Raw genomic sequence first — 18,794 nt, forward strand, 5'->3', positions numbered from 1 at the left:
CTTTTATCGTCCGTCATTCCCGCCTGCGCGAGAATGACGGCGGAGGTTTGGGCAAAATTTGCTGTTACCGGATTCAGACGGCCTATGCCATCTTCCTTTTCACATCTCTTCCAATTTCGCAAACTTGGTATCCAGCTCTTTCACGCCTTGTTTGCCGAAGTTGATGGTCAGTCGGGCGGATTCGCCTTTGTCCACGGCATCGATGATGACGCCGGTGCCGAATTTGGCGTGGCGGACGTTTTGGCCGATGCGGAAGCCTGCGTAGGTTTGCGGCTGTTTGAAGTCGTCGATGATTTTGTCTTTGAATGTGGCGGTTTGGCGCGGGCTGCCGTAGCTGTCGTAGGCGGTCTTTTTGACGGATAGGTAGTGCAATACTTCGGGCGGGATTTCTTCGACGAAGCGGGAGACGATGCCGAATTGGGTTTGTCCGTGCAGCATGCGTTGTTGCGCCATGGTGATGTAGAGGCGTTTGCGGGCGCGGGTGATGGCGACGTACATGAGGCGGCGTTCTTCTTCGAGGCCGCCGCGTTCGGCAAGGCTCATTTCGCTGGGGAAGCGGCCTTCTTCCATGCCGGTGAGGAAGATGGCGTTAAATTCCAAGCCTTTGGAGGCGTGGACGGTCATGAGTTGGACGGCTTTTTCGCCTGCGCCTGCTTGGTTTTCGCCGGATTCGAGGGCGGCGTTGCTTAGAAAGGCGAGGATGGGGAAGGCGGGGTCGTCTGAAATGTTTTCAGGCAGGGTTTCAAAGTTGCTGTCTTCGGGTTTGAATTCGATGGCGGCGTTGACGAGTTCATCGAGGTTGTCGAGGCGGTCTTGGTTGTCGCCTTTTGGGGTTCGGTAGTGTTCGGTCAGTCCGCTGTCTTTGAGGATGCCGACGATGATTTCGGACAGGGGCATTTGTCCGACTTGGTTGCGAAGGGCTTCAATCAGGCGGACGAAGGCGGCGATTTTGGTGGCTTTTGAGCCGGCATTGCAGGCTGCCTGCCAGAGGGTGATGCCTTGTTCGTTTGAGGCCGTCTGAAGGTTTTCGATGGTGCGTGCGCCGATGCCGCGCGGTGGGAAGTTAATCACGCGCAAGAGGGCGTTGTCGTCGTCGGGATTGACGGCGAGACGCAGGTAGGCGAGGGCGTGTTTGATTTCTTGGCGTTCGTAAAAGCGCAAGCCGCCGTAGATTTTGTAGGGGATGCCGCTGCGGAACAGGCTTTGTTCGATGACGCGGGATTGGGCGTTGCTGCGGTAGAGGACGGCGATTTCGTCCAAATCCCAGCCTTCGCGTTCGAGGGCTTTGGTTTCATCCACGATGAATTGGGCTTCTTCGAGGTCGGTAAAGGCGGAGTAGTAGCGGATTTTGTCGCCTGCTTCGGCGTCGGTGCGCAGGTTTTTGCCGAGGCGTTCGTCGTTGTTTTCGATGACGGAGTTGGCGGCGGCGAGGATGTTGCCGACGGAGCGGTAGTTTTGTTCGAGTTTGACGGGCGCGTCGATGTGGAATTCTCCCATCAGCGCGGTCATGTTGCCGACGTTTGCGCCACGGAATCGGTAAATGCTTTGGTCGTCGTCGCCGACGGCAAAGACGGCGGCGTGGTTGCCGGCAATCAGTTTCAGCCACGCGTATTGCAGCTTGTTGGTGTCTTGAAACTCGTCGACCAGAATGTGGTTGAATCGGTTTTGGTAGTGCTGGCGCAGGATTTCGTTGTTTTGCAGCATTTCGTAGCTGCGGAGCATGAGTTCGGCAAAATCGACCACGCCTTCGCGTTGGCAGATTTTGTCGTATTCGGCGTAGCACTCAATCATGCGACGTGTGTGCGGATCAGGTGCGCTCAAGACGGAAGCGCGTAAACCGAATTCTTTTTGCGCGTTGATAAAGCCTTGCAATGAACGCGGTGCGATGATTTCTTCGGCGATGTTGAGGCTTTTGAGCAGGCGTTTGATCAGGGAAAGTTGGTCGCCGCTGTCGAGGATTTGGAAGGAAGAGGGCAGGCCTGCGTCGCGGTGGTGCAGGCGCAAAAAGCGGTGGCAGAGGCCGTGGAACGTGCCGAGCCACATGGCGCGGATGTTGACTGGAATCATTGCGCCCAAACGGGTCTGCATTTCTTTGGCGGCTTTGTTGGTAAACGTTACCGCCATAATGCTGTGCACGCTGGCTTGTCCGCTTTGCAAAAGCCAGGCGATACGCGTGGTCAGTACGCGCGTTTTGCCGCTGCCTGCGCCTGCCAAAACGAGGGCGGATTGCGGCGGCCAGGTTACGGCGGAGAGTTGTTCGGGGTTTAAGCCTTGCAGGAGGTTGGGGGCGGATTCGTTGGGAAACATGAAGAGGCCGTCTGAAAATAAATGGGAATGCGATATTTTAAAGGAAATACAAAAGGCCGTCTGAAAAGATGTTTCAGACGGCCTTTGTATTGGAAGCCGATTAGAACGGACGTACTTCCAAACCGAACATACGGCGCGCGGTGTTCAGCATTTGGCAGCTGAAGCCCCACTCGTTGTCGTACCATGCGAACACTTTAACCATTTTGCCTGCGGTGACTTTGGTCAGCGTAGAGTCGAATGTGCTGGCTTGGGTGGTGTGGTTAAAGTCCATAGAAACCAGTGGCAGGGTATTGTAGGCCAATACGCCTTTCAGACGGCCTTCTTCGGAAGCGGCTTTCATCAGCGCGTTGATTTCTTCGGCGGAAGTGTCGCGGCCTGCTTGGAAGCTCAGGTCAACCAGGGAAACGTTGACGGTCGGTACGCGGATGGCCAGGCCGTCGAGTTTGCCTTTGAGGGCAGGCAATACCAAGCCGACGGCTTTTGCAGCACCGGTTTTGGTCGGAATCATGTTTTCCACGCCGCTACGCGCACGGCGCAGGTCTTTGTGGCGTACGTCGGTTACGGTTTGGTCGTTGGTCAGCGCGTGGATGGTGGTCATCACGCCGTTTACGATGCCGATGTTTTCGTTCAACACTTTGGCCACAGGCGCCAGGCAGTTGGTGGTACAAGACGCGTTGGAGATAACGGTCATGTCGTCGGTAATCACGTCGTCGTTTACGCCGTAAACGATGGTTGCGTCAACGTCATCGCCGCCGGGAGCGGAAATCAGCACTTTTTTCGCGCCGCTTTCCAAGTGGATTTTGGCTTTCTCTTTGCTGGTGAACGCGCCAGTACATTCCATTACCAGGTCAACGCCCAATTCGCCCCATGGCAATTCGGCTGGGTTGCGGGTAGAGAAGTAAGGGATTTTTTTACCGTCGATGATGAGGTGTTTCTCATCGTGGGAAACTTCAGAGTTGAAGCGGCCGTGAACAGTGTCGAATTTGGTCAGGTGAGCATTGGTCTCGATGCTGCCGCTGGCGTTGATGGCAACGATGTCGAGTTGGTCTTGCAGTTTGTAGTCAAAAATAGCGCGCACTACTTGGCGGCCGATGCGGCCGTAGCCGTTGATGGCAACTTTGATACCCATGGCTTTTCCTCTTCTTTTGGGTTTGGGTTTGGGTGGGGAGTGAATGGTGGCAATTATAGCAAAAATGTAGTGCTGTGTAATTAATGTTTTATTGAAAATTTTAGGTTCGATTATTTTTAATTGTAGATGATTAGAGTAGAAATACAGGTTTAAATTTAATGTTATTTAATATTTTTTGAAATTTCATTTTTTATTAATTCTGTTTTTAGTGTTTTATGCTCGTTTTAAATCATGGTAATGAATGAAACGGGAAAAGGCGGATTGTTTTTGTTTATATTAAACAGAATTTGAGTGTGGCTTTTGATTACAACATACAACAGTGTAATTTTCAGACGGCCCGGGTTTAATCGAGCAAAAGGAAAAGACCGTCTGAACATTTTTGATGACATGGAATTTAAACGCCTTGGATTCCCGGTTTTCCTTGCCGGATAAGGGGAGGGCGGTTTTTAGCAAAGGGGAAAATTGTCGGAACAAGGGAGGGAAAAACGGTGGATTGAGCTGTGTTTGGGGGTTATATAAATAAGTGTATGAAGGTTTTAGTCGTAGTGTATGAAGATTTTGCTTGTGATTTTAATTTAATTATGACTTGTCAACACTGTTAAATTTTTTTACGATAAGGTCAGATTATGTTTGCATGGCCATAAGCGGTGCATCCTCTATACCGGATATTATCCTTGTCCGAATATCTACTTTAACCGACCGGCTTGCCCGGCCTGATTCCTAAATATATACGCGCAAGGCTGAACGGCCTTGGCGGCACTCGACTTTTAAGAGGTTCATCGTGTCAAATTCTCAATCCAGCGAACGCGCGACGTTTAGCAGTCGCCGCGCCTTTATGTTTGCTGCCATCGGCTCGGCCGTGGGCTTAGGCAACATTTGGCGATTCCCTTACATCGCTTTCGACAACGGCGGCGGTGCTTTCGTCCTCCCTTACTTGGTTGCGCTGTTGACGGCAGGTATTCCGCTGTTGCTGCTCGACTACGCCATCGGCCACCGTTACCGCGGTTCGCCACCTTTGGCTTTCCGCCGCCTCGGCCGTTTGTTTGAGCCGATGGGTTGGTGGAACTTCCTGACCAACGTCATCATCTGTATCTACTACGCCGTGATTGTCGGCTGGGCGGCAAGCTATGCCTATTATTCTTTGACTTCGGCATGGGGTGCGGATCCGCAGGCATTCTTCTTCAAAGACTTCCTGCAAATGGCCGATGCCAAAGACTTGGGCTTGGATTTTGTCGGCAAAGTTGCCGGCCCGCTGATTGCCGTCTGGGTGTTTACGCTGGCAATTATGGCTTTGGGCGTACAAAAAGGCGTGGCCGGTTCATCTACATTCTTCATGCCTTTGTTGGTGGTGATGTTCGTCATCATGGTGGGCATTGCGCTGACTCTGCCGGGTGCGGCAAAAGGTTTGAACGCTTTGTTTACGCCTGACTGGAGCCGTTTGGCGGATCCGAAAGTCTGGGTAGCCGCATATGGCCAGATTTTCTTCTCGCTCTCCATCTGCTTCGGCATCATGATTACTTATTCTTCTTACCTGAAGAAAAAAACCGACTTGGGCGGTACTGGCTTGGTTGTCGGCTTTGCCAACAGCAGCTTTGAGTTGCTCGCCGGTATCGGCGTATTTGCCGCATTGGGCTTTATGGCTCAAGCCGCAGGCAAAGAAGTCAGCGAAGTGGCATCCAACGGTATCGGTTTGGCGTTTATCGCGTTCCCGACCATCATTAACCAAGCCCCTATGGGTGCGTTGATCGGCGTGTTGTTCTTCGGCTCTCTGGTGTTTGCCGGTGTCACTTCGATGATTTCCATCGTTGAAGTGATTGTGGCTGCGATTCAAGACAAAATGAACATTGGCCGTGTCAGCGCAACGCTGATTGCAGGCGTGCCAATGGCAATTATTTCTACCTTGCTGTTCGGTACGACTACCGGCCTGCCTGTGTTGGATGTGTTGGACAAATTCATCAATACCTACGGCATTGTGGCTTCCGGTTTTATTTATGTTTTGGCGATTGTCTTGTTGAACAAGCTGCCGGAACTGCGCAACCACTTGAACGCGCTGTCTTCCATCCGTGTCGGTAAAGTGTGGACTGCCAGCGTGGTGGTTACCGTCGCTATGCTCGGCTATATGCTGTATCAAGATACTGCCAGCCTCTTAAAAGAGAATTACAGCGGCTATCCTGACAGCTTCCTCAATATCTTCGGTTGGGGCATGGTAGGCACTCTCTTGGTATTGTCCGTCCTGCTATCTTTCTTGCCGTGGAAACATGGTCAGAACTTCAACGTCAAAGACGAACATGAACACGAACGTGAAGGAGACGAATAATGAGTACTTCAGCCATTATTATGATGCTTGTCGCATTGATCGTCATTTGGGGCGGATTCATCGTCTCCGTCCTGCGCCTGCCTAAAGAATAAGGTTTGAGCAAATGAAAAGGCCGTCTGAAATTTAAATTTCAGACGGCCTTTCCCGTTAAAAATGGTAAAACGGCCTAAAAAAGAGTAGAATATGGACCGTTTACAACTCTGCGCCTCTCAGCAGGCTTGAATTATGGACCTTCCCAGTTCGTCTTTGAACTTCCCATCTGATACACAACAACAATAATCATCCCGCCGAAATGCCTTCCCGCGTCTGGCGGGCGGAGCATTTATGAGCATCGAACAAACCCCTCCGAATCTCGACAATATCCCCGACAATGATGTGGTAGAAGACCGCATTTCTGACGATCGCATCTCTGACGATATCGACCGCATCCACGCCTTATGCGAAATCCTTGAGCCGTCATTTGAACAAATCGAAGCAGGCATGCCGATTGAAGACGAAAGCCTGTGCGACAAGTTCACCGAGCTGACCGTCCTCTTGGCCGAGTTGCACCCTGCCGACGTGGCCGCCGTCTTGGAATCTCTGCCACCGCGCGAGCGTAACATCGTTTGGCTTTTGGTCGCCCCTGAAGACGACGGCGAAGTCTTGCTGGAAGTATCCGACGCCGTACGCGAAACGCTGATCGAGTCCATGGACAAAGACGAGCTGTTGGCCGCCGTCGATGATTTGGACGCAGACGAATTGGCAGAACTGGCAGACGACTTGCCGCACCAAGTGGTGTACGAAGCGCTGCAAACGCGTGATGAAGAAGAGCGCGAGCAGGTCAAAGCGGCGATGTCTTACGAAGACAACCAAGTCGGCGCGATTATGGACTTTGAATTGGTCAGCATCCGCGCCGATGTGGCGTGTGAAGTCGTATTGCGCTACTTGCGCCGTTTCGACAGCCTGCCCGACCATACCGACAAGATTTTCGTGGTCGATGAAAACGACGTGTTGCAAGGCGTGCTGCCCATCCGCAAACTCTTGGTCGCCGACCCCGAAGACATGGTGGCGGACGTAATGGCCACCGATGTCGTGCGCTTCCGTCCCGAAGACGACGTGGAAGAAGCAGCGCAGGCGTTTGAACGTTATGACTTGGTGACCGCGCCGGTTGTCGATGAAAACAAAAAGCTGATCGGCAGGATCACCATTGACGAAATGGTAGACGTGATCCGTGAAGAATCCGAAGCCGACATGTTGAACATGGCCGGTTTGCAAGAAGAAGAGGACTTGTTCGCCCCGATTTTAGACTCGGTGAAAAACCGCTGGATGTGGCTCGCCATCAACCTGTGTACCGCCTTTATCGCCAGCCGCGTAATTGGCGCATTTGAAGGCAGTATCGAGAAAATCGTCGCACTGGCTGCGCTGATGCCCATCGTCGCCGGTATCGGCGGCAACTCCGGCAACCAAACCATCACCATGATCGTCCGCGCCATGGCGATGGGACAAATGACCGGCACACAGGCAGGCCGCCTGCTGAAAAAAGAAGTCGGTGTCGCCCTCGTCAACGGCATTATTTGGGGCACCGTGATGGGCGTGATTTCATGGCTGCTCTACGGCAACATCGGCATCGGTTTGGTCATGGTGGCCGCGATGACCTTGAACCTTTTGCTTGCCGCGACCGTCGGCGTCCTCATTCCCGTTATGATGGACAAAGCCGGACGCGACCCGGCATTGGGCAGCTCGGTGCTGATTACCGCGGTAACCGACTCCGGCGGCTTCCTGATTTTCTTGGGATTGGCAACCATATTCCTGTTGTAATAGGAAAAAAGGACGTGTTCGACACGTCCTTTTTCAAACCGTTTAAAAGGCCGAGACCTTTGCAAAAAAGCCCTTCCCCCCAACAGCCGAAACCTAAACACAGATTTTCGGCTGTTTCCGCCACGGTTTCATGATTTCTCCCGCTGTAACCGCCGCCGCCGTCAGATTGGCAGTGGCACTGTTTGACGGAAAAGACGCGCCCGAACGTGATGAAGAAAGCGGTTTGGCGTATATTGAAAAATAAGTTTTAGGTAAAATAAGCTTTAGTTCGTCTGAAAACGTCGCGCTATAAGTTTTATAAAGGTAACAATATGAATTTAGAAACCAAAATTCCGCCGCCTGCGATATGTTTTATTTGTGCGTTGTTGATGTACATCTCTACCCAAGTGTCGGCGTTAGCCGACATATTGCCGCGCTTTCCTATATTGCTGTCGGTTGTTTTCATGGTGTTTGGGACTCTGTTGAGCGTATTAGGTGTGTGGGCGTTTCGCCGTGTGCGCACGACCGTCAGCCCGCTAAACCCCGAACAAACCGAACACTTCGTTTCAGACGGCGTGTACCGTTTCAGCCGCAACCCGATGTATGCGGGTCTGGGCTGCTGGCTGGTCGCCTGGGCGGGCTATTTGGCGCACCCGCTGCCGTGGTTGTTTTTGGCTGCATTTGTTGCCTATATGACACGCTTTCAAATCATGCCCGAAGAACGCGTTTTGGAGCAGAAATTCGGTGCAGAGTACGAGTCTTATTGTCGGCGCGTCCGCCGTTGGTTATAAAAGCGAAAGCTTCCCATCAAGTATCGCCCCTCTTCTGCTCTACGGCATGAATGCGAATACTCGATGTTTTTAGACAACCTTTATTGCTCCGCAAGAAATGAAAAGGACACCCTATGACCTTCCCGCCCCTAAAATCCCCGCTTAAATTCTACGCCGTTGTTCCCACCGCCGATTGGGTCGAGCGCATGGTCGAAGCAGGTGCCAACACGGTGCAACTGCGCTGCAAAACCCTGCACGGCGATGAATTGAAATGCGAAATCGCCCGCTGCGTCGCCGCCTGTCAGGGCAGCCGCACGCAGCTTTTCATCAACGACCACTGGCGCGAGGCGATAGAAGCGGGCGCATACGGCGTACATCTCGGACAGGAAGACATGGACACCGCCGACCTTGCCGCCATCACCGCCGCCGGTTTGCGCTTGGGTTTGAGTACGCACTCCGTCGCCGAACTCGACCGCGCTTTGTCCGTACACCCCAGCTATGTCGCCAGCGGCGCGATTTTTCCGACTACGACCAAACAAATGCCAACCGCCCCGCAAGGTTTGGACAAACTGCGCGAATACGTCAGACAGGCACGCGGCACGCCCGTCGTCGCCATCGGCGGCATCGATTTGAACAACGCCGAAGATGTGCTTGCCACCGGCGTTTCCTCGCTCGCTGTTGTCCGCGCCGTGACCGAAGCGGAAAATCCCGAAGCGGTGGTTAAAGCGTTTCAGGCTTTGTGGAATGAATAAAGCCGTCTGAAAATAAGAAGTCTGACAAGAGGAGCAAACATTATGAAGATTATATTGAACAATGAAGCCATCACATTAAACGGCACAACCGTTGCCGACCTTATCACCCAAACCGCGCCGCAAAAACCGTTTGCCGTTGCCGTCAATACCCATTTTGTCGCCAAAGGCGCGTATGCGGAAACGGTTTTGAAAGAAAACGACAAAGTCGATATTGTGCGGCCGGTGGTCGGCGGATAGGCGGTTTGCAATCAACAGGTTGGGCATTTGTGCCCGACTTTTGCCTGTTTGAATATCGGGCAGGGTTGCCCGATTGCCTTATGCTTAAAATCTAAAAAACAATACAAAGGAATCCATCATGTTTACCCTATATGGAGAAACTTTCCCTTCACGGCTGCTGCTCGGTACGGCTGCTTATCCGACGCCGGAAATCCTCAAGCAGTCTGTCCAAATCGCGCAACCGGCGATGATTACCGTTTCGTTGCGCCGTGCCGGCAGCGGCGGCGAAGCGCACGGGCAGGGTTTTTGGTCGTTGTTGGAAGAAATGGGCGTGCCTGTGTTGCCCAATACCGCAGGCTGCCAAAGTGTGCAGGAAGCCGTGACCACTGCGCAAATGGCGCGCGAAGTGTTTGATACCGATTGGATCAAGCTCGAACTTATCGGCGATGATGACACGTTGCAGCCGGATGTGTTCCAACTGGTTGAAGCGGCGGAAATCCTGATTAAAGACGGCTTCAAAGTGCTGCCTTATTGCACCGAAGATTTGATTGCCTGCCGCAGATTGCTTGATGCAGGCTGTCAGGCGTTGATGCCGTGGGCGGCGCCGATTGGCACGGGTTTGGGCGCGGTTCACGCCTATGCGCTGAAAGTCCTGCGCGAACGTCTGCCCGATACGCCGTTGATTATCGATGCGGGCTTGGGTTTGCCTTCGCAGGCGGCGCAAGTGATGGAATGGGGTTTTGACGGCGTGCTGCTGAATACCGCCGTTTCCCGCAGCGGCGATCCGGTCAATATGGCACGCGCTTTTGCGCTTGCGGTCGAGTCGGGTCGTCTGGCTTATGAGGCGGAACCTGTGGAGGCGCGTGAGAAAGCGCGCGCCAGTACGCCGACGGTGGGCCAGCCTTTCTGGCATTCGGCGGAATATTGATAAACGTCAGGGCGTGTCGAACACGCCCTTTTTTGTTGGTGAAAAACCTGATTTCAGATTGAACAGAATGTTCAGACGGCCTTGGCCAAAAGCTGTTTCAATGGCTTTAAGATTTGCCATGCCTGAGCTTTGAGTTGCGGCTGCATCAGCAGGCGGGCGGGGTGGGGAATGACGAAATGCGGCCGCTCTGCGCACAATTCGTTCATCAGCCCGATCATGTCGGGGCTGTCGAAGATTTTGCCGAGGAACAATACTGCGCGCGCTTGCGATGCAGTCAGCTCGTTTTGCATTTCTGCAAGCTCGGAGCGGATGTGTTCGGCATCGGGGAGGGAGGTAAATACGGGCGCTGTTTTGACCCATGCGGTTTTGTGCGCCTGCTCGGGCTTGAGGCCGATGGCGGCGAGGATGTTGTCGAGAAGCGTGCCGACGTCGCCGCTAAACAGCGTACCGTGCAGGCTGTCTTCGGTAGACGGGCAAATGCTGACCACCATGATTTCAGACGGCCTGATGGTTACGTCAAGGCGTGGCAGATTGTCTGAATGTGCGGCTTTTTCTGTTTTTGCCTGTGTTTCGACAATGGCTTTGGGTACCGCTTCGGGAACGCGGACGACAGGTTTGGCCGTTTGCGCAGTGGCAATGGCGGCAGTGCGTGCCTGATGGGCGCCTGCGGATAAAGTGCGCACGGCTTGCGCGGTATCGGCAGCAATGGTTTTGGGGCGGACGGGTGCGGCTGATGCTGCGGCTTGAGGCGCGGCATGGATGATTTTGGCGTTTTGGTTCAGCCACATGTGGCCCAAACCCAAGGCTTCGTGCAGGTGCAGATAGCGGCTGCTTAACATGATTTCTCCATCAATACGGCATCTTCGCTGCCACCATCGGGCAGGGCGTAGTAGTTTTTGCGGCGGCCGCAGGTTTGGAAACCGTGTTTGCGGTAGAGCTGTTGCGCGGTTTCATTGCTTGAGCGGACTTCGAGTAGCAATCGGGTTGCGCCTTGTTGTTGCACTGCGTTTTGCCAGTGTTGCAGCAGGGCGGACGCAATGCCTTGGCGGCGGTATTCGGGCGCGACGGCAATCAGGTGCAGCTCGGATTCGTCAAATACGGTTTGCCACACGATAAAGCCGGTAATTTGGTGGTCGGTTTGACTGAGCCAAACACTGTCGGGATGGTGTTGAACGGCTGATTCAAACTGCTGCGCCGTCCACGACGAGGGATTGCCTTGTGCGTCGATGGTGGCAAGAGCGGGGCAGTCGGCAAGTACGGCTGGGCGCAGGTTCACGGTTTGGCCTTTTGTTGGGCTTGCTCTTGTGCGGTCAGGGCAATTTTATTGCGGACGTAGAGCAGCTCGGCATGCGCCGAGTCAGTAGCAAGATAGCGGCCGCTGCGGGCAAGTTTAAGATAGTCGGCGGCGGTCGGCATATCGGCTTGACCGTCAAAAGGCGGTTTGTCGGCGAGGGCAAAGGCATTGCCGATGCCACCGGTAGGCGTTTTGCCTTCGGGCGCGGTAATAGAGGCGGCTTTGCCAACCGTGAAATCGCTCAAGCGGACGTGGTTTTGCGTATCAAACCATGCGTAGAACACTTCGCCCATGCGCGCATCGGTGGCCGCCAGTACGCAGCTTGATGGCGACAGCAACGAAGCGGCGGCATCGAGGCAGGGAATGCCGATCATGGGCGTGTCAAACGGCGTAGCCAAACCTTGTGCAACCGCCGCGCCGATACGCAGGCCGGTAAATGCGCCGGGGCCTTGTGCATAAACGATGCAGCCCAAATCGGCGGCAGTGATGCCCGCTTCTTTAAAGAGGCGTTCGATTTGCGGCAGGATTTGTTCGGATTGCTTAGTGCCGACGTTTTCATGAAACAGGCGGATTTCGCCTTGATGTTCCAATGCGATGGACAAAAAGGATGTGCTGGTGTCGATGGCAAGAGTCGGGCGGTTGTTGGTTGGCATGGTGTATTTTTTTAGAAGGATATGGGTTGCCATTATAGTGGAACGGCGAGGGGGAACAAAGCACTCGGGCGGCGCTTGGGTAAAAACGCCGTTTATCGCAAAGCTATTCGATAAGTGAACCAAGGTTTCAGGCCGTCTGAAAACGTTTCAGACGGCCTTGTTTTATTTGTCGAGTTTCAATAAAGGCGAACCTGCTTTTTCAACGGCGCGGCGGTAGGCTTCATGCGCTTCGATGCGCTGCAAATAGGCGCGGATATTGGGGTAATCGGCAAAATCGAAGCGGTCGGCCGCGGCTTGCAGCGGATAGCTCATCATGATGTCGGCACCGCTGAGGCTGTTGCCGACCAACCATTCGCGGTTTTCCAACTCGCTGTTGATGTGGGCAAGATGCAGCGCGGCTTGCGGATGGATAAAGCTGTTTTTGACGCTGCCGCTGATTTTGCGGGCAATCGGTTTGACGAAAAACGGCATGGGTGCGCTTTCAATCCGGCGGAACACCAGCCCGAGCAGCAATAACGGCATCAGCGAACCTTCGGCATAATGCAGCCAGCGTTGATATTGCCAGTATTCGCGGCTGTCGCGTTCGGGCATCAGACGGCCGTTGCCGTAGGTTTGAATCAGGTAGTCGGTAATCGCGCCGCTTTCCGCCAAGATAAAGCCGTCATCATCCAATAAAGGCGATTTGCCCAAGGGATGGATGGCTTTAAGTTCGTCAGGGGCGAGCAAAGTGTCGGGATGGCGGCGGTAGGTTTGCAGGCGGTAGGGCGTACCGAGGATTTCAAGCAGCCAAACAATGCGCAGGGCGCGGGATTGGTTGAGCGAATGCAGGGTAATCATGAGGGACTTTAAATATTGGTTTGTTTGAGGCCGTCTATGCTGATTTGGCAGGCATCGGCGTATTTTTGCAGGGTTTTGGCCGGTAGTTTGGCGAACACTTCGGGGCGGAAATGCCGACGAAGCTGCCATTTCCATACGCCTGCCGCCAGGGCCAAGCCGGTTTCATCATAACGGCAGCGGAACATATGGTAGTACAGCGGCGAGTATTCGCCTTTTTTGACGGCTTCGCGCGCGGCCTGCGTTTGGGCATCGAGTTCGAACACCGCCATTTCGGTGGCGTAGGCTTCGTCCTGCCAACCGTTGCTGGTGGCCGCTTCGTAGTGGCCGTCGCGGGTGCCGTAGATGACTTTGCGGTGGCCGTGGTAGCTGGCGCTGTTGTCTTGAGGAATGTCGTCAATCTTCATTCAGACGGCCTTTACTGCTTCCAAAAGCATGAAACATGTTGAAAAGCGTCCGCTTTCCGGAACGTAACACAGGATTTTTTGGCCGTGTTCGATGGGAAAAGTGCGCATAAATTCTTCAAGGATGATGTAAATCGAGGCCGAACCCGTGTTGCCCTTGTTGTGCAGATTGGTAAACCATTTTTCCTGCGGAATGTCGAAGCCGATGTTTTTCAGGCCGTCTGAAAGGCGGTCGCGGAAAAAGCCGGAAGAGTAGTGGGGCAGGAACCAATCGATTTCTTCGGCGCGGATGCCGTGTTTGGCGGCGATTTGGGAGAGGGGTTTTTCCACCGTATAACGGACGATGTTTTCGTTTAGCAGTTTGACGTCCTGCTTGACCGCCATCAGGCTGTGGCGGCGGCCGTAATCGGCATCGGCGTGTTTCCAGCCTTCAAATACGCCGTCGCGGAATTCTGCGCCGGCATACATGCAGGGTGGCATTTCGTTGGCGTAGGAAAGCAGGTCTATCCAATGGATTTTCAGGCTGAGGCTGTCTGAATTGGGGCGGTCGGACAGATACACCGCGCCTGCGCCGTCAGACAGCATCCAGCGCAAAAAGTCTTTTTCAAACCCGATTTCAGGGGACGCGTTTTCCAGTTTTTTATGGTCGGTTTCGCTTTGAAACACTTCGCCGCGCATGACTGCCGAGGCATTTTCGGAAGCAACGGAAACCGCATGTGCATGTTCGCCGGTACGCACGGCGTTGTAAGCGTGTTTCATCGCCGCCATACCTGCCGCACATACGCCTGCCATGCTGAACACTTCGCAAGGCGGCATATCCAGCAAGCCATGCACCATCACGCCGTGTCCGGGCATGGTTTGGTCGGGATAGGAAGTGGCGCAGGCCAGGCTGCCGATGGCTTCTGCAGGAACGCCTTGGGCAAACAGACCGTTGACCGCTTCGGCAGCCAATTCGGCATTGGTGTGCGTCGTGCGTCGGCTTTCGGGGTCGATAGCGTAATGGCGCGACAAAATGCCGTTGGAACGCAAAATCATACGGCGCACGCGTGAAGGCACATCGCCTGCCATGCCGAGGACGGCTTCCATTTCGTCATTACCGACGGGGGCATTGGGCAAGAAGGCAGAAACGCGGTTGAGATAAACGTCTTTGAGTGTGTTATTCGATGTCATGATGTGTTTGTCAAAATAATCAACCGATAAACCGCGCCGCGTAGTCGCAGCTTGCAGTCAACGGGATGTGGTGTGTTTCGGCGTATTCCATCAGCGCGCTTACCAGCAGTTTGGCAATGCCGCGATGACGGAAGTTGGGCGAGACCACGGTATGGTTTATGTCCCAGCCGCCGTTGTGTTCGGTATAGCTGATGTAGCCTGCTTCCAAACCGTCAATATCGATTTGAAAGCGACGGCGTTCGGGGTAGTGGATAACTTCGGGCATGATGGATTCCTAGTTTGAGGCCGTCTGAAACGTATTATCTTCCTGACGGTTGTTCATAATAGTCCGCCAGTTTTTTCAGACGGCCTTTGAGCAGCGGATGCAGCAGTTTTTTCAAAATTACGCTGACGGGCAAAACTACCAAAATCATCAACAATAAAAAGACGATGTAGAAACACAGCAAGGCACGGCGCAAGAGCGGGGAAATGCGGCCTGCCGCCATCAAAAGCTTGCCCCAGACGAAGAAGCTGCGGCCGGCGGCGCGTTCGCTGAAAATCAATTTTTCATTGACCGTCACCGCGCCCATATTTTGAAACAGGGTTTCGTCCAAAGGTTGTTGGTTTAACAGTGCATCGCGCAATTTCGTACCAAACCGCGCCGCATCCGCCAATTCTTCTTCAGCAATGCCGGCGGAGGGCAGGGAGCGGAAATAGCGCTTGTCGCCGGTCAGCATCCATGCGGGCGTGGTAATGAAACTTGCCGCGCTGTTGCAGTCATCGATTTTTACGATGTTGCCGATGAGTTTGGCGCCGTTTTGTTTCAGCAAAGATTTCATTTTTTCCTGCGCGCCCAGCCACATATTGCGGCAGCCGATAAGCGTGATGACCGGTTTGCCGTCCAGTAGCCGGCGCGTTTCTTCGCGTTGCAAAAAGGCGGTCATCGGTTGCGAAGGAGAGAGGAACCAAACAGTGTAGGCAATGACCACCACATCGTAATCTTCGGATGGAATTTGCGGTGGCAAAATCGGGGTGGGTTTTAAATGGACGGTTTCAGGAAAGGTATCGAAAAAACGCCAAAACGGCCATGGAAACGGAAATGCCTGCTCCGGTACGATATTGACGCAATCGACCTGTACGCCGGCTGTTTGCAACGGCGCGGCAAAATTTCGCGCCAGGCTGGAGAGCTGCCCCGTTTGCGAGTAATGCACAATCAGCACTTTTTTCATTATCTTCCCTGCAATGAGTAAGTTATGGTTGGTTTGGACGGTATTATATAGTAAACCGACCAGCCTTGAACTTTATTCATATTCAGTATGTCCGTGAAGGTTTCAGCCGATTTGGATGGAAGCGCCGTATTCTATCGGAATGGGGCGGTGAAGCGGATTTTTATGCTATGCCAACATGAACAACGGCCGTCTGAAATTTTTCAGACGGCCTTGTGTGGAAATCGGGACGCATGGTCTGGAACAGGATTTGCGCTAAGTATGGCGTGCAAATCGTATAGATAAAAAAATAACCGCTTCAAGGCGGTGGGTGGTGGCCAGAGGCGGAATCGAACCGCCGACACACGGATTTTCAATCCGTTGCTCTACCAACTGAGCTATCTGGCCTTCGCGTGTTTCGTTGCGAGATGTGAATTAAACCAAATTTCGTTGCCTTGTGCAAGCGTTTGTGGCTTTATTTTTGAGGCGGTAAATTAAGATTTTGTTTTGTATTGAATTATTTTTCGTTTTAATTGGCGGTTTTTAGGTTTGCTGGTTTGATTTTCAGACGGCCTAAGATACAATCGGCTTTTTTGCTTTGGATTTATGCCATGCTGTATGTGTTTGTTCGTGATATGTGGGATGTTTTGCGTTTGCGCTACCGTTCGCCGGAGACGTATTTGTATTCGCCGTTGGTAATGGCGGCGGTGTTGCTGCTGTTGGGTGTGGTGAACGCGGCCAGCATGTTGCCTTTGTTTGGCAGTGGCGCGGCGGCGGTGTGCCTGTCGGTGATTCTGGTGATTGTGAAATGGTTGGTGTTGAGCCGCTCGATGCGCAAGGTGCTGCATTATTACGGTGCGCCCCGGTTGCCTTTGTGGGGCTTTATTTTGGTGTCTGAGGCTTTGCTGCTGCCGCTGTTGCTGGTGTTGTATGTGCCGGCGTTGGCTGCGTTTGCGCTGCTGTGGCAGGCTTGGGTTTTTGTGGTGCAGGTACGCGGTTTGATGTGGATGGGGAATGCGACGGTAGGCCGTGTTTTGGTGGGCTATCTGTTGTATGGTATCGGCGTGCTGTGTGTGGGTACGGTGATTTTGATGCTGTTTATTGCCGCCGGTTGGTTGGACATGGAAACGTTGAATCAAAACCTGCAGGCGTTGATGTCTGCCCGTAAATAATCAATGAAAATTGGAAGGCCGTCTGAAATGTTCAGACGGCCTTTGTTTTATGTGTTTGTTTCGTGGTCTTGCAGGATTTTTTGATAGACGGGGTCGGGGAGGTAGCGGCCTATCATGTCGCGCCAGCCTTGTGGACCGACCAAGCCTTTGACCATGGTGGAAGACACTTCGGCTATTTCGCGCGGCGGCATCAGGAAGACGGTGGAAATTTCGGGAGCGATGTCGCTGTTGATGTAGCGCATCGAGCGTTCGTATTCGTAGTCGGCGGTGGAGCGGATGCCGCGGACGATGAAATTGGCGTTGGCTTCGCGGGCGTAATCGACCAAAAAGCGGTTTCCAAACACGCTGATGCGGACGTTGGGGAAGGGGTGGGTAATGGCATCGAGCATGGCGCGGCGTTCTTCTATGGTGTAGGTGTTGCGCTTTTCGGGATTGGTGCCGATGGCGACGATGAGTTCGTCAAAGAGGGATTGGGCTTCCTGTATCATCCACAGGTGGCCGAGGGTGGGAGGGTCGAAGCTGCCTGCGTACACGGCACGGCGTGGAGTGGTCGTGGTCATTTTGGGTTGGGAATGGGGTTTGTGTACGTTCAGGATAGGGGAGTTTGCCGGTGATGTCAAAAATCAAAAAGGCCGTCTGAACTTTCAGACGGCCTTTGCGGCTTTATCAGTCGTCACCGCTAATAGAGATGAGGATTCTCAAGAGGCTGCTGAAAATGTTGTAGATGGAGATGAAGATGGTCAGCGCCGCGCTGATGTGGCTGTCTTCACCGCCGTCGATAACGGCACGCACCTGCCACATAATCATCAGGGAACTGAAGACAACGAAGCCGGCTGCGATGGTCAGGCTCAGGGCTGGGATGTTGAGGAAGATGTTGGCCACAACGGCAATCATGAGTACGATCGCACCGGCACCGAGGAAGCTGCCGAGTTTGTTCATGTTCATTGTGGTGCGGCGTGCCATGGCGGACATGGTGAAGAATACACCGGCGGTCATGGCGGCGGCCGTACCGACGATTTGCGCGCCGTTGTTAATCACTAAGGCGTATTGCAACATAGGGCTGATGGCAAGGCCCATACCGAAAGTGAAGATCATCAACAGGGCTACGCCGACGTTGCTGTAACGGTTTTTCTCAATCAGGAAGGTCATGCCGTAGAAGAAGCCGAAGAAGGCGGCCAGGGCAATCCAATATGAACCGAACATGGAGAAAATGTTAAAGCCTGTTTTGGCGGAAAAGAACGCGCCGGCAACAGCAGGAATGAAAGACAGGCCGAGCAGGCGGTAGGTTTTTTGCAGGACGGTATTTTTGGCAACCGAGCCTTGCGAGGTATAGTCGTAAACGTCGTTTTGCATGGCGTTTGCTCCAGTGTGGATTGAAAATGAATGAAATTTGGATTTTAACAGAGAATCAGGGGTTTGTATGATTTATCTGTTCTATTTGCCTAATATGCGGGGCAATCGGGAATTTTAAAGGCCGTCTGAAAATCGGGTTTCAGACGGCCTTGGCTTTTCAATGCTTATTTAGGCTCTTGCGGAACGTAGCCTTGTACGGCATCTGCTCCGTCGCCGAAGAAGTATTGTTCCATCTGCTGGGCGAGGTATTCGCGTGCGCGCGGATCGGCAAGGCTTAGACGGTTTTCGTTGATCAGCATGGTTTGGTGGCGGGTCCAAGCTATCCATGCTTCTTGGGAAACGTTTTCGAAGATGCGTTTGCCCAGTTCGTTGGGCAGCGGCGGAAATTTCATGCCTTCGGCTTCTTTGCCGAGTTTGACGCAGTGAACCATACGGGTCATGGCGGTTTCCTTATGATGGGTTGCAAAGTTGGTATTTTAGCCGATTGCACGGATAGGGGAAAGCGTGGCTTTCAGACGGCCTGAAAGCTTGCTAT

The 18,794-nt window shown here is 53.3% G+C and carries 21 protein-coding genes, 1 tRNA gene and 1 pseudogene; 9 read left to right on the forward strand and 14 right to left on the reverse strand.

The window, feature by feature from the left end; all coding sequences use genetic code 11:
- Window positions 1–99: 99 nt before the first annotated feature.
- Both uvrD and gap read right to left on the reverse strand, forming a co-directional pair.
- Window positions 100–2,307, reverse strand: a complete 2,208-nt coding sequence (gene uvrD / locus ACTHR7_RS02850; protein WP_293205980.1) for a DNA helicase II — start codon at window positions 2,305–2,307, stop codon at window positions 100–102.
- A 100-nt stretch (window positions 2,308–2,407) separates the two neighbouring features.
- Window positions 2,408–3,436: a type I glyceraldehyde-3-phosphate dehydrogenase gene (gene gap / locus ACTHR7_RS02855; protein ID WP_188208850.1), complete on the reverse strand. Its 1,029-nt coding sequence runs from the start codon at window positions 3,434–3,436 to the stop codon at window positions 2,408–2,410.
- A gap of 781 nt (window positions 3,437–4,217) precedes the next feature.
- Here gap and ACTHR7_RS02860 point away from each other — a divergent pair.
- The 8 genes and pseudogenes from ACTHR7_RS02860 (at window position 4,218) to ACTHR7_RS02895 (ending at window position 10,195) form a co-directional block, all read left to right on the forward strand.
- Window positions 4,218–5,753, forward strand: coding sequence for a sodium-dependent transporter (locus ACTHR7_RS02860; RefSeq protein WP_083290018.1), 1,536 nt, complete (start codon window positions 4,218–4,220; stop codon window positions 5,751–5,753).
- Window positions 5,753–5,845: a methionine/alanine import family NSS transporter small subunit gene (locus ACTHR7_RS02865; RefSeq protein ID WP_036472778.1), complete on the forward strand. Its 93-nt coding sequence runs from the start codon at window positions 5,753–5,755 to the stop codon at window positions 5,843–5,845. Before ACTHR7_RS02860 ends, ACTHR7_RS02865 begins: the two co-directional genes overlap by 1 nt.
- A gap of 232 nt (window positions 5,846–6,077) precedes the next feature.
- Window positions 6,078–7,550 carry a magnesium transporter gene (gene mgtE, locus ACTHR7_RS02870; protein ID WP_440370287.1) on the forward strand — a complete coding sequence of 491 codons (1,473 nt, stop codon included), beginning with the start codon at window positions 6,078–6,080 and terminating at the stop codon, window positions 7,548–7,550.
- A gap of 100 nt (window positions 7,551–7,650) precedes the next feature.
- Window positions 7,651–7,794 (forward strand): annotated as a pseudogene (locus tag ACTHR7_RS02875) (FAD-dependent oxidoreductase); the annotation flags it as partial.
- A 67-nt stretch (window positions 7,795–7,861) separates the two neighbouring features.
- On the forward strand, window positions 7,862–8,320 hold the full coding sequence (locus tag ACTHR7_RS02880; RefSeq protein WP_440362525.1) for a methyltransferase family protein: 459 nt from the start codon (window positions 7,862–7,864) through the stop codon (window positions 8,318–8,320).
- A 113-nt stretch (window positions 8,321–8,433) separates the two neighbouring features.
- The gene (thiE, locus tag ACTHR7_RS02885; RefSeq protein ID WP_440370288.1) at window positions 8,434–9,051 is read left to right on the forward strand and encodes a thiamine phosphate synthase; all 618 of its coding nucleotides are present in this window, start codon (window positions 8,434–8,436) and stop codon (window positions 9,049–9,051) included.
- A 42-nt stretch (window positions 9,052–9,093) separates the two neighbouring features.
- Window positions 9,094–9,288: a sulfur carrier protein ThiS gene (gene thiS / locus ACTHR7_RS02890; protein WP_440370289.1), complete on the forward strand. Its 195-nt coding sequence runs from the start codon at window positions 9,094–9,096 to the stop codon at window positions 9,286–9,288.
- Window positions 9,289–9,406: 118 nt separating this feature from the next.
- Window positions 9,407–10,195, forward strand: a complete 789-nt coding sequence (locus ACTHR7_RS02895) for a thiazole synthase (protein ID WP_049332237.1) — start codon at window positions 9,407–9,409, stop codon at window positions 10,193–10,195.
- Between the two features lie 71 nt (window positions 10,196–10,266).
- Here ACTHR7_RS02895 and ACTHR7_RS02900 read toward each other — a convergent pair whose 3' ends face one another.
- The 9 genes from ACTHR7_RS02900 to ACTHR7_RS02940 all read right to left on the reverse strand — a co-directional run bounded on the left by ACTHR7_RS02900 (window position 10,267) and on the right by ACTHR7_RS02940 (window position 16,142).
- Entirely contained in the window at window positions 10,267–11,034 is a 768-nt protein-coding gene (locus tag ACTHR7_RS02900) for a uracil-DNA glycosylase family protein (protein WP_440370290.1), read from the reverse strand.
- The gene (gene rimI, locus ACTHR7_RS02905) at window positions 11,028–11,471 is read right to left on the reverse strand and encodes a ribosomal protein S18-alanine N-acetyltransferase (RefSeq protein WP_440370291.1); all 444 of its coding nucleotides are present in this window, start codon (window positions 11,469–11,471) and stop codon (window positions 11,028–11,030) included. Before rimI ends, ACTHR7_RS02900 begins: the two co-directional genes overlap by 7 nt.
- Complete coding sequence (gene tsaB / locus ACTHR7_RS02910; RefSeq protein ID WP_440370292.1) at window positions 11,468–12,142, reverse strand: tRNA (adenosine(37)-N6)-threonylcarbamoyltransferase complex dimerization subunit type 1 TsaB; 675 nt, start codon at window positions 12,140–12,142, stop codon at window positions 11,468–11,470. Before tsaB ends, rimI begins: the two co-directional genes overlap by 4 nt.
- A gap of 162 nt (window positions 12,143–12,304) precedes the next feature.
- Entirely contained in the window at window positions 12,305–12,979 is a 675-nt protein-coding gene (locus ACTHR7_RS02915; protein WP_440370293.1) for a glutathione S-transferase family protein, read from the reverse strand.
- A gap of 8 nt (window positions 12,980–12,987) precedes the next feature.
- Window positions 12,988–13,383: a hypothetical protein gene (locus ACTHR7_RS02920; RefSeq protein ID WP_070459667.1), complete on the reverse strand. Its 396-nt coding sequence runs from the start codon at window positions 13,381–13,383 to the stop codon at window positions 12,988–12,990.
- Window positions 13,384–14,550 carry a beta-ketoacyl-ACP synthase III gene (locus ACTHR7_RS02925; RefSeq protein WP_440370294.1) on the reverse strand — a complete coding sequence of 389 codons (1,167 nt, stop codon included), beginning with the start codon at window positions 14,548–14,550 and terminating at the stop codon, window positions 13,384–13,386.
- 19 nt (window positions 14,551–14,569) lie between these two features.
- A complete protein-coding gene (locus tag ACTHR7_RS02930) occupies window positions 14,570–14,815 on the reverse strand; it encodes a GNAT family N-acetyltransferase (protein WP_137041221.1) in 246 nt (81 codons plus the stop codon).
- 34 nt (window positions 14,816–14,849) lie between these two features.
- A complete protein-coding gene (locus ACTHR7_RS02935) occupies window positions 14,850–15,758 on the reverse strand; it encodes a dialkylrecorsinol condensing enzyme (protein WP_440370295.1) in 909 nt (302 codons plus the stop codon).
- Window positions 15,759–16,066: 308 nt separating this feature from the next.
- Window positions 16,067–16,142, reverse strand: a tRNA-Phe gene (locus tag ACTHR7_RS02940).
- A gap of 203 nt (window positions 16,143–16,345) precedes the next feature.
- Here ACTHR7_RS02940 and ACTHR7_RS02945 point away from each other — a divergent pair.
- Window positions 16,346–16,906 (forward strand): hypothetical protein, encoded by a 561-nt coding sequence (locus ACTHR7_RS02945; protein WP_440370296.1) that lies wholly within the window; start codon window positions 16,346–16,348, stop codon window positions 16,904–16,906.
- Between the two features lie 47 nt (window positions 16,907–16,953).
- Here ACTHR7_RS02945 and coaD read toward each other — a convergent pair whose 3' ends face one another.
- The 3 genes from coaD to ACTHR7_RS02960 form a co-directional block, all read right to left on the reverse strand.
- Window positions 16,954–17,466 carry a pantetheine-phosphate adenylyltransferase gene (gene coaD, locus ACTHR7_RS02950; protein ID WP_440370297.1) on the reverse strand — a complete coding sequence of 171 codons (513 nt, stop codon included), beginning with the start codon at window positions 17,464–17,466 and terminating at the stop codon, window positions 16,954–16,956.
- A gap of 106 nt (window positions 17,467–17,572) precedes the next feature.
- Window positions 17,573–18,259 (reverse strand): Bax inhibitor-1 family protein, encoded by a 687-nt coding sequence (locus ACTHR7_RS02955; RefSeq protein ID WP_440370298.1) that lies wholly within the window; start codon window positions 18,257–18,259, stop codon window positions 17,573–17,575.
- A gap of 164 nt (window positions 18,260–18,423) precedes the next feature.
- A complete protein-coding gene (locus ACTHR7_RS02960; RefSeq protein ID WP_070459650.1) occupies window positions 18,424–18,699 on the reverse strand; it encodes an oxidative damage protection protein in 276 nt (91 codons plus the stop codon).
- Window positions 18,700–18,794: the final 95 nt, after the last annotated feature.

It is taken from the genome of Neisseria sp. P0007.S010, from assembly GCF_051962875.1.
GTDB classification, from domain to species: Bacteria; Pseudomonadota; Gammaproteobacteria; order Burkholderiales; family Neisseriaceae; genus Neisseria; species Neisseria subflava_A.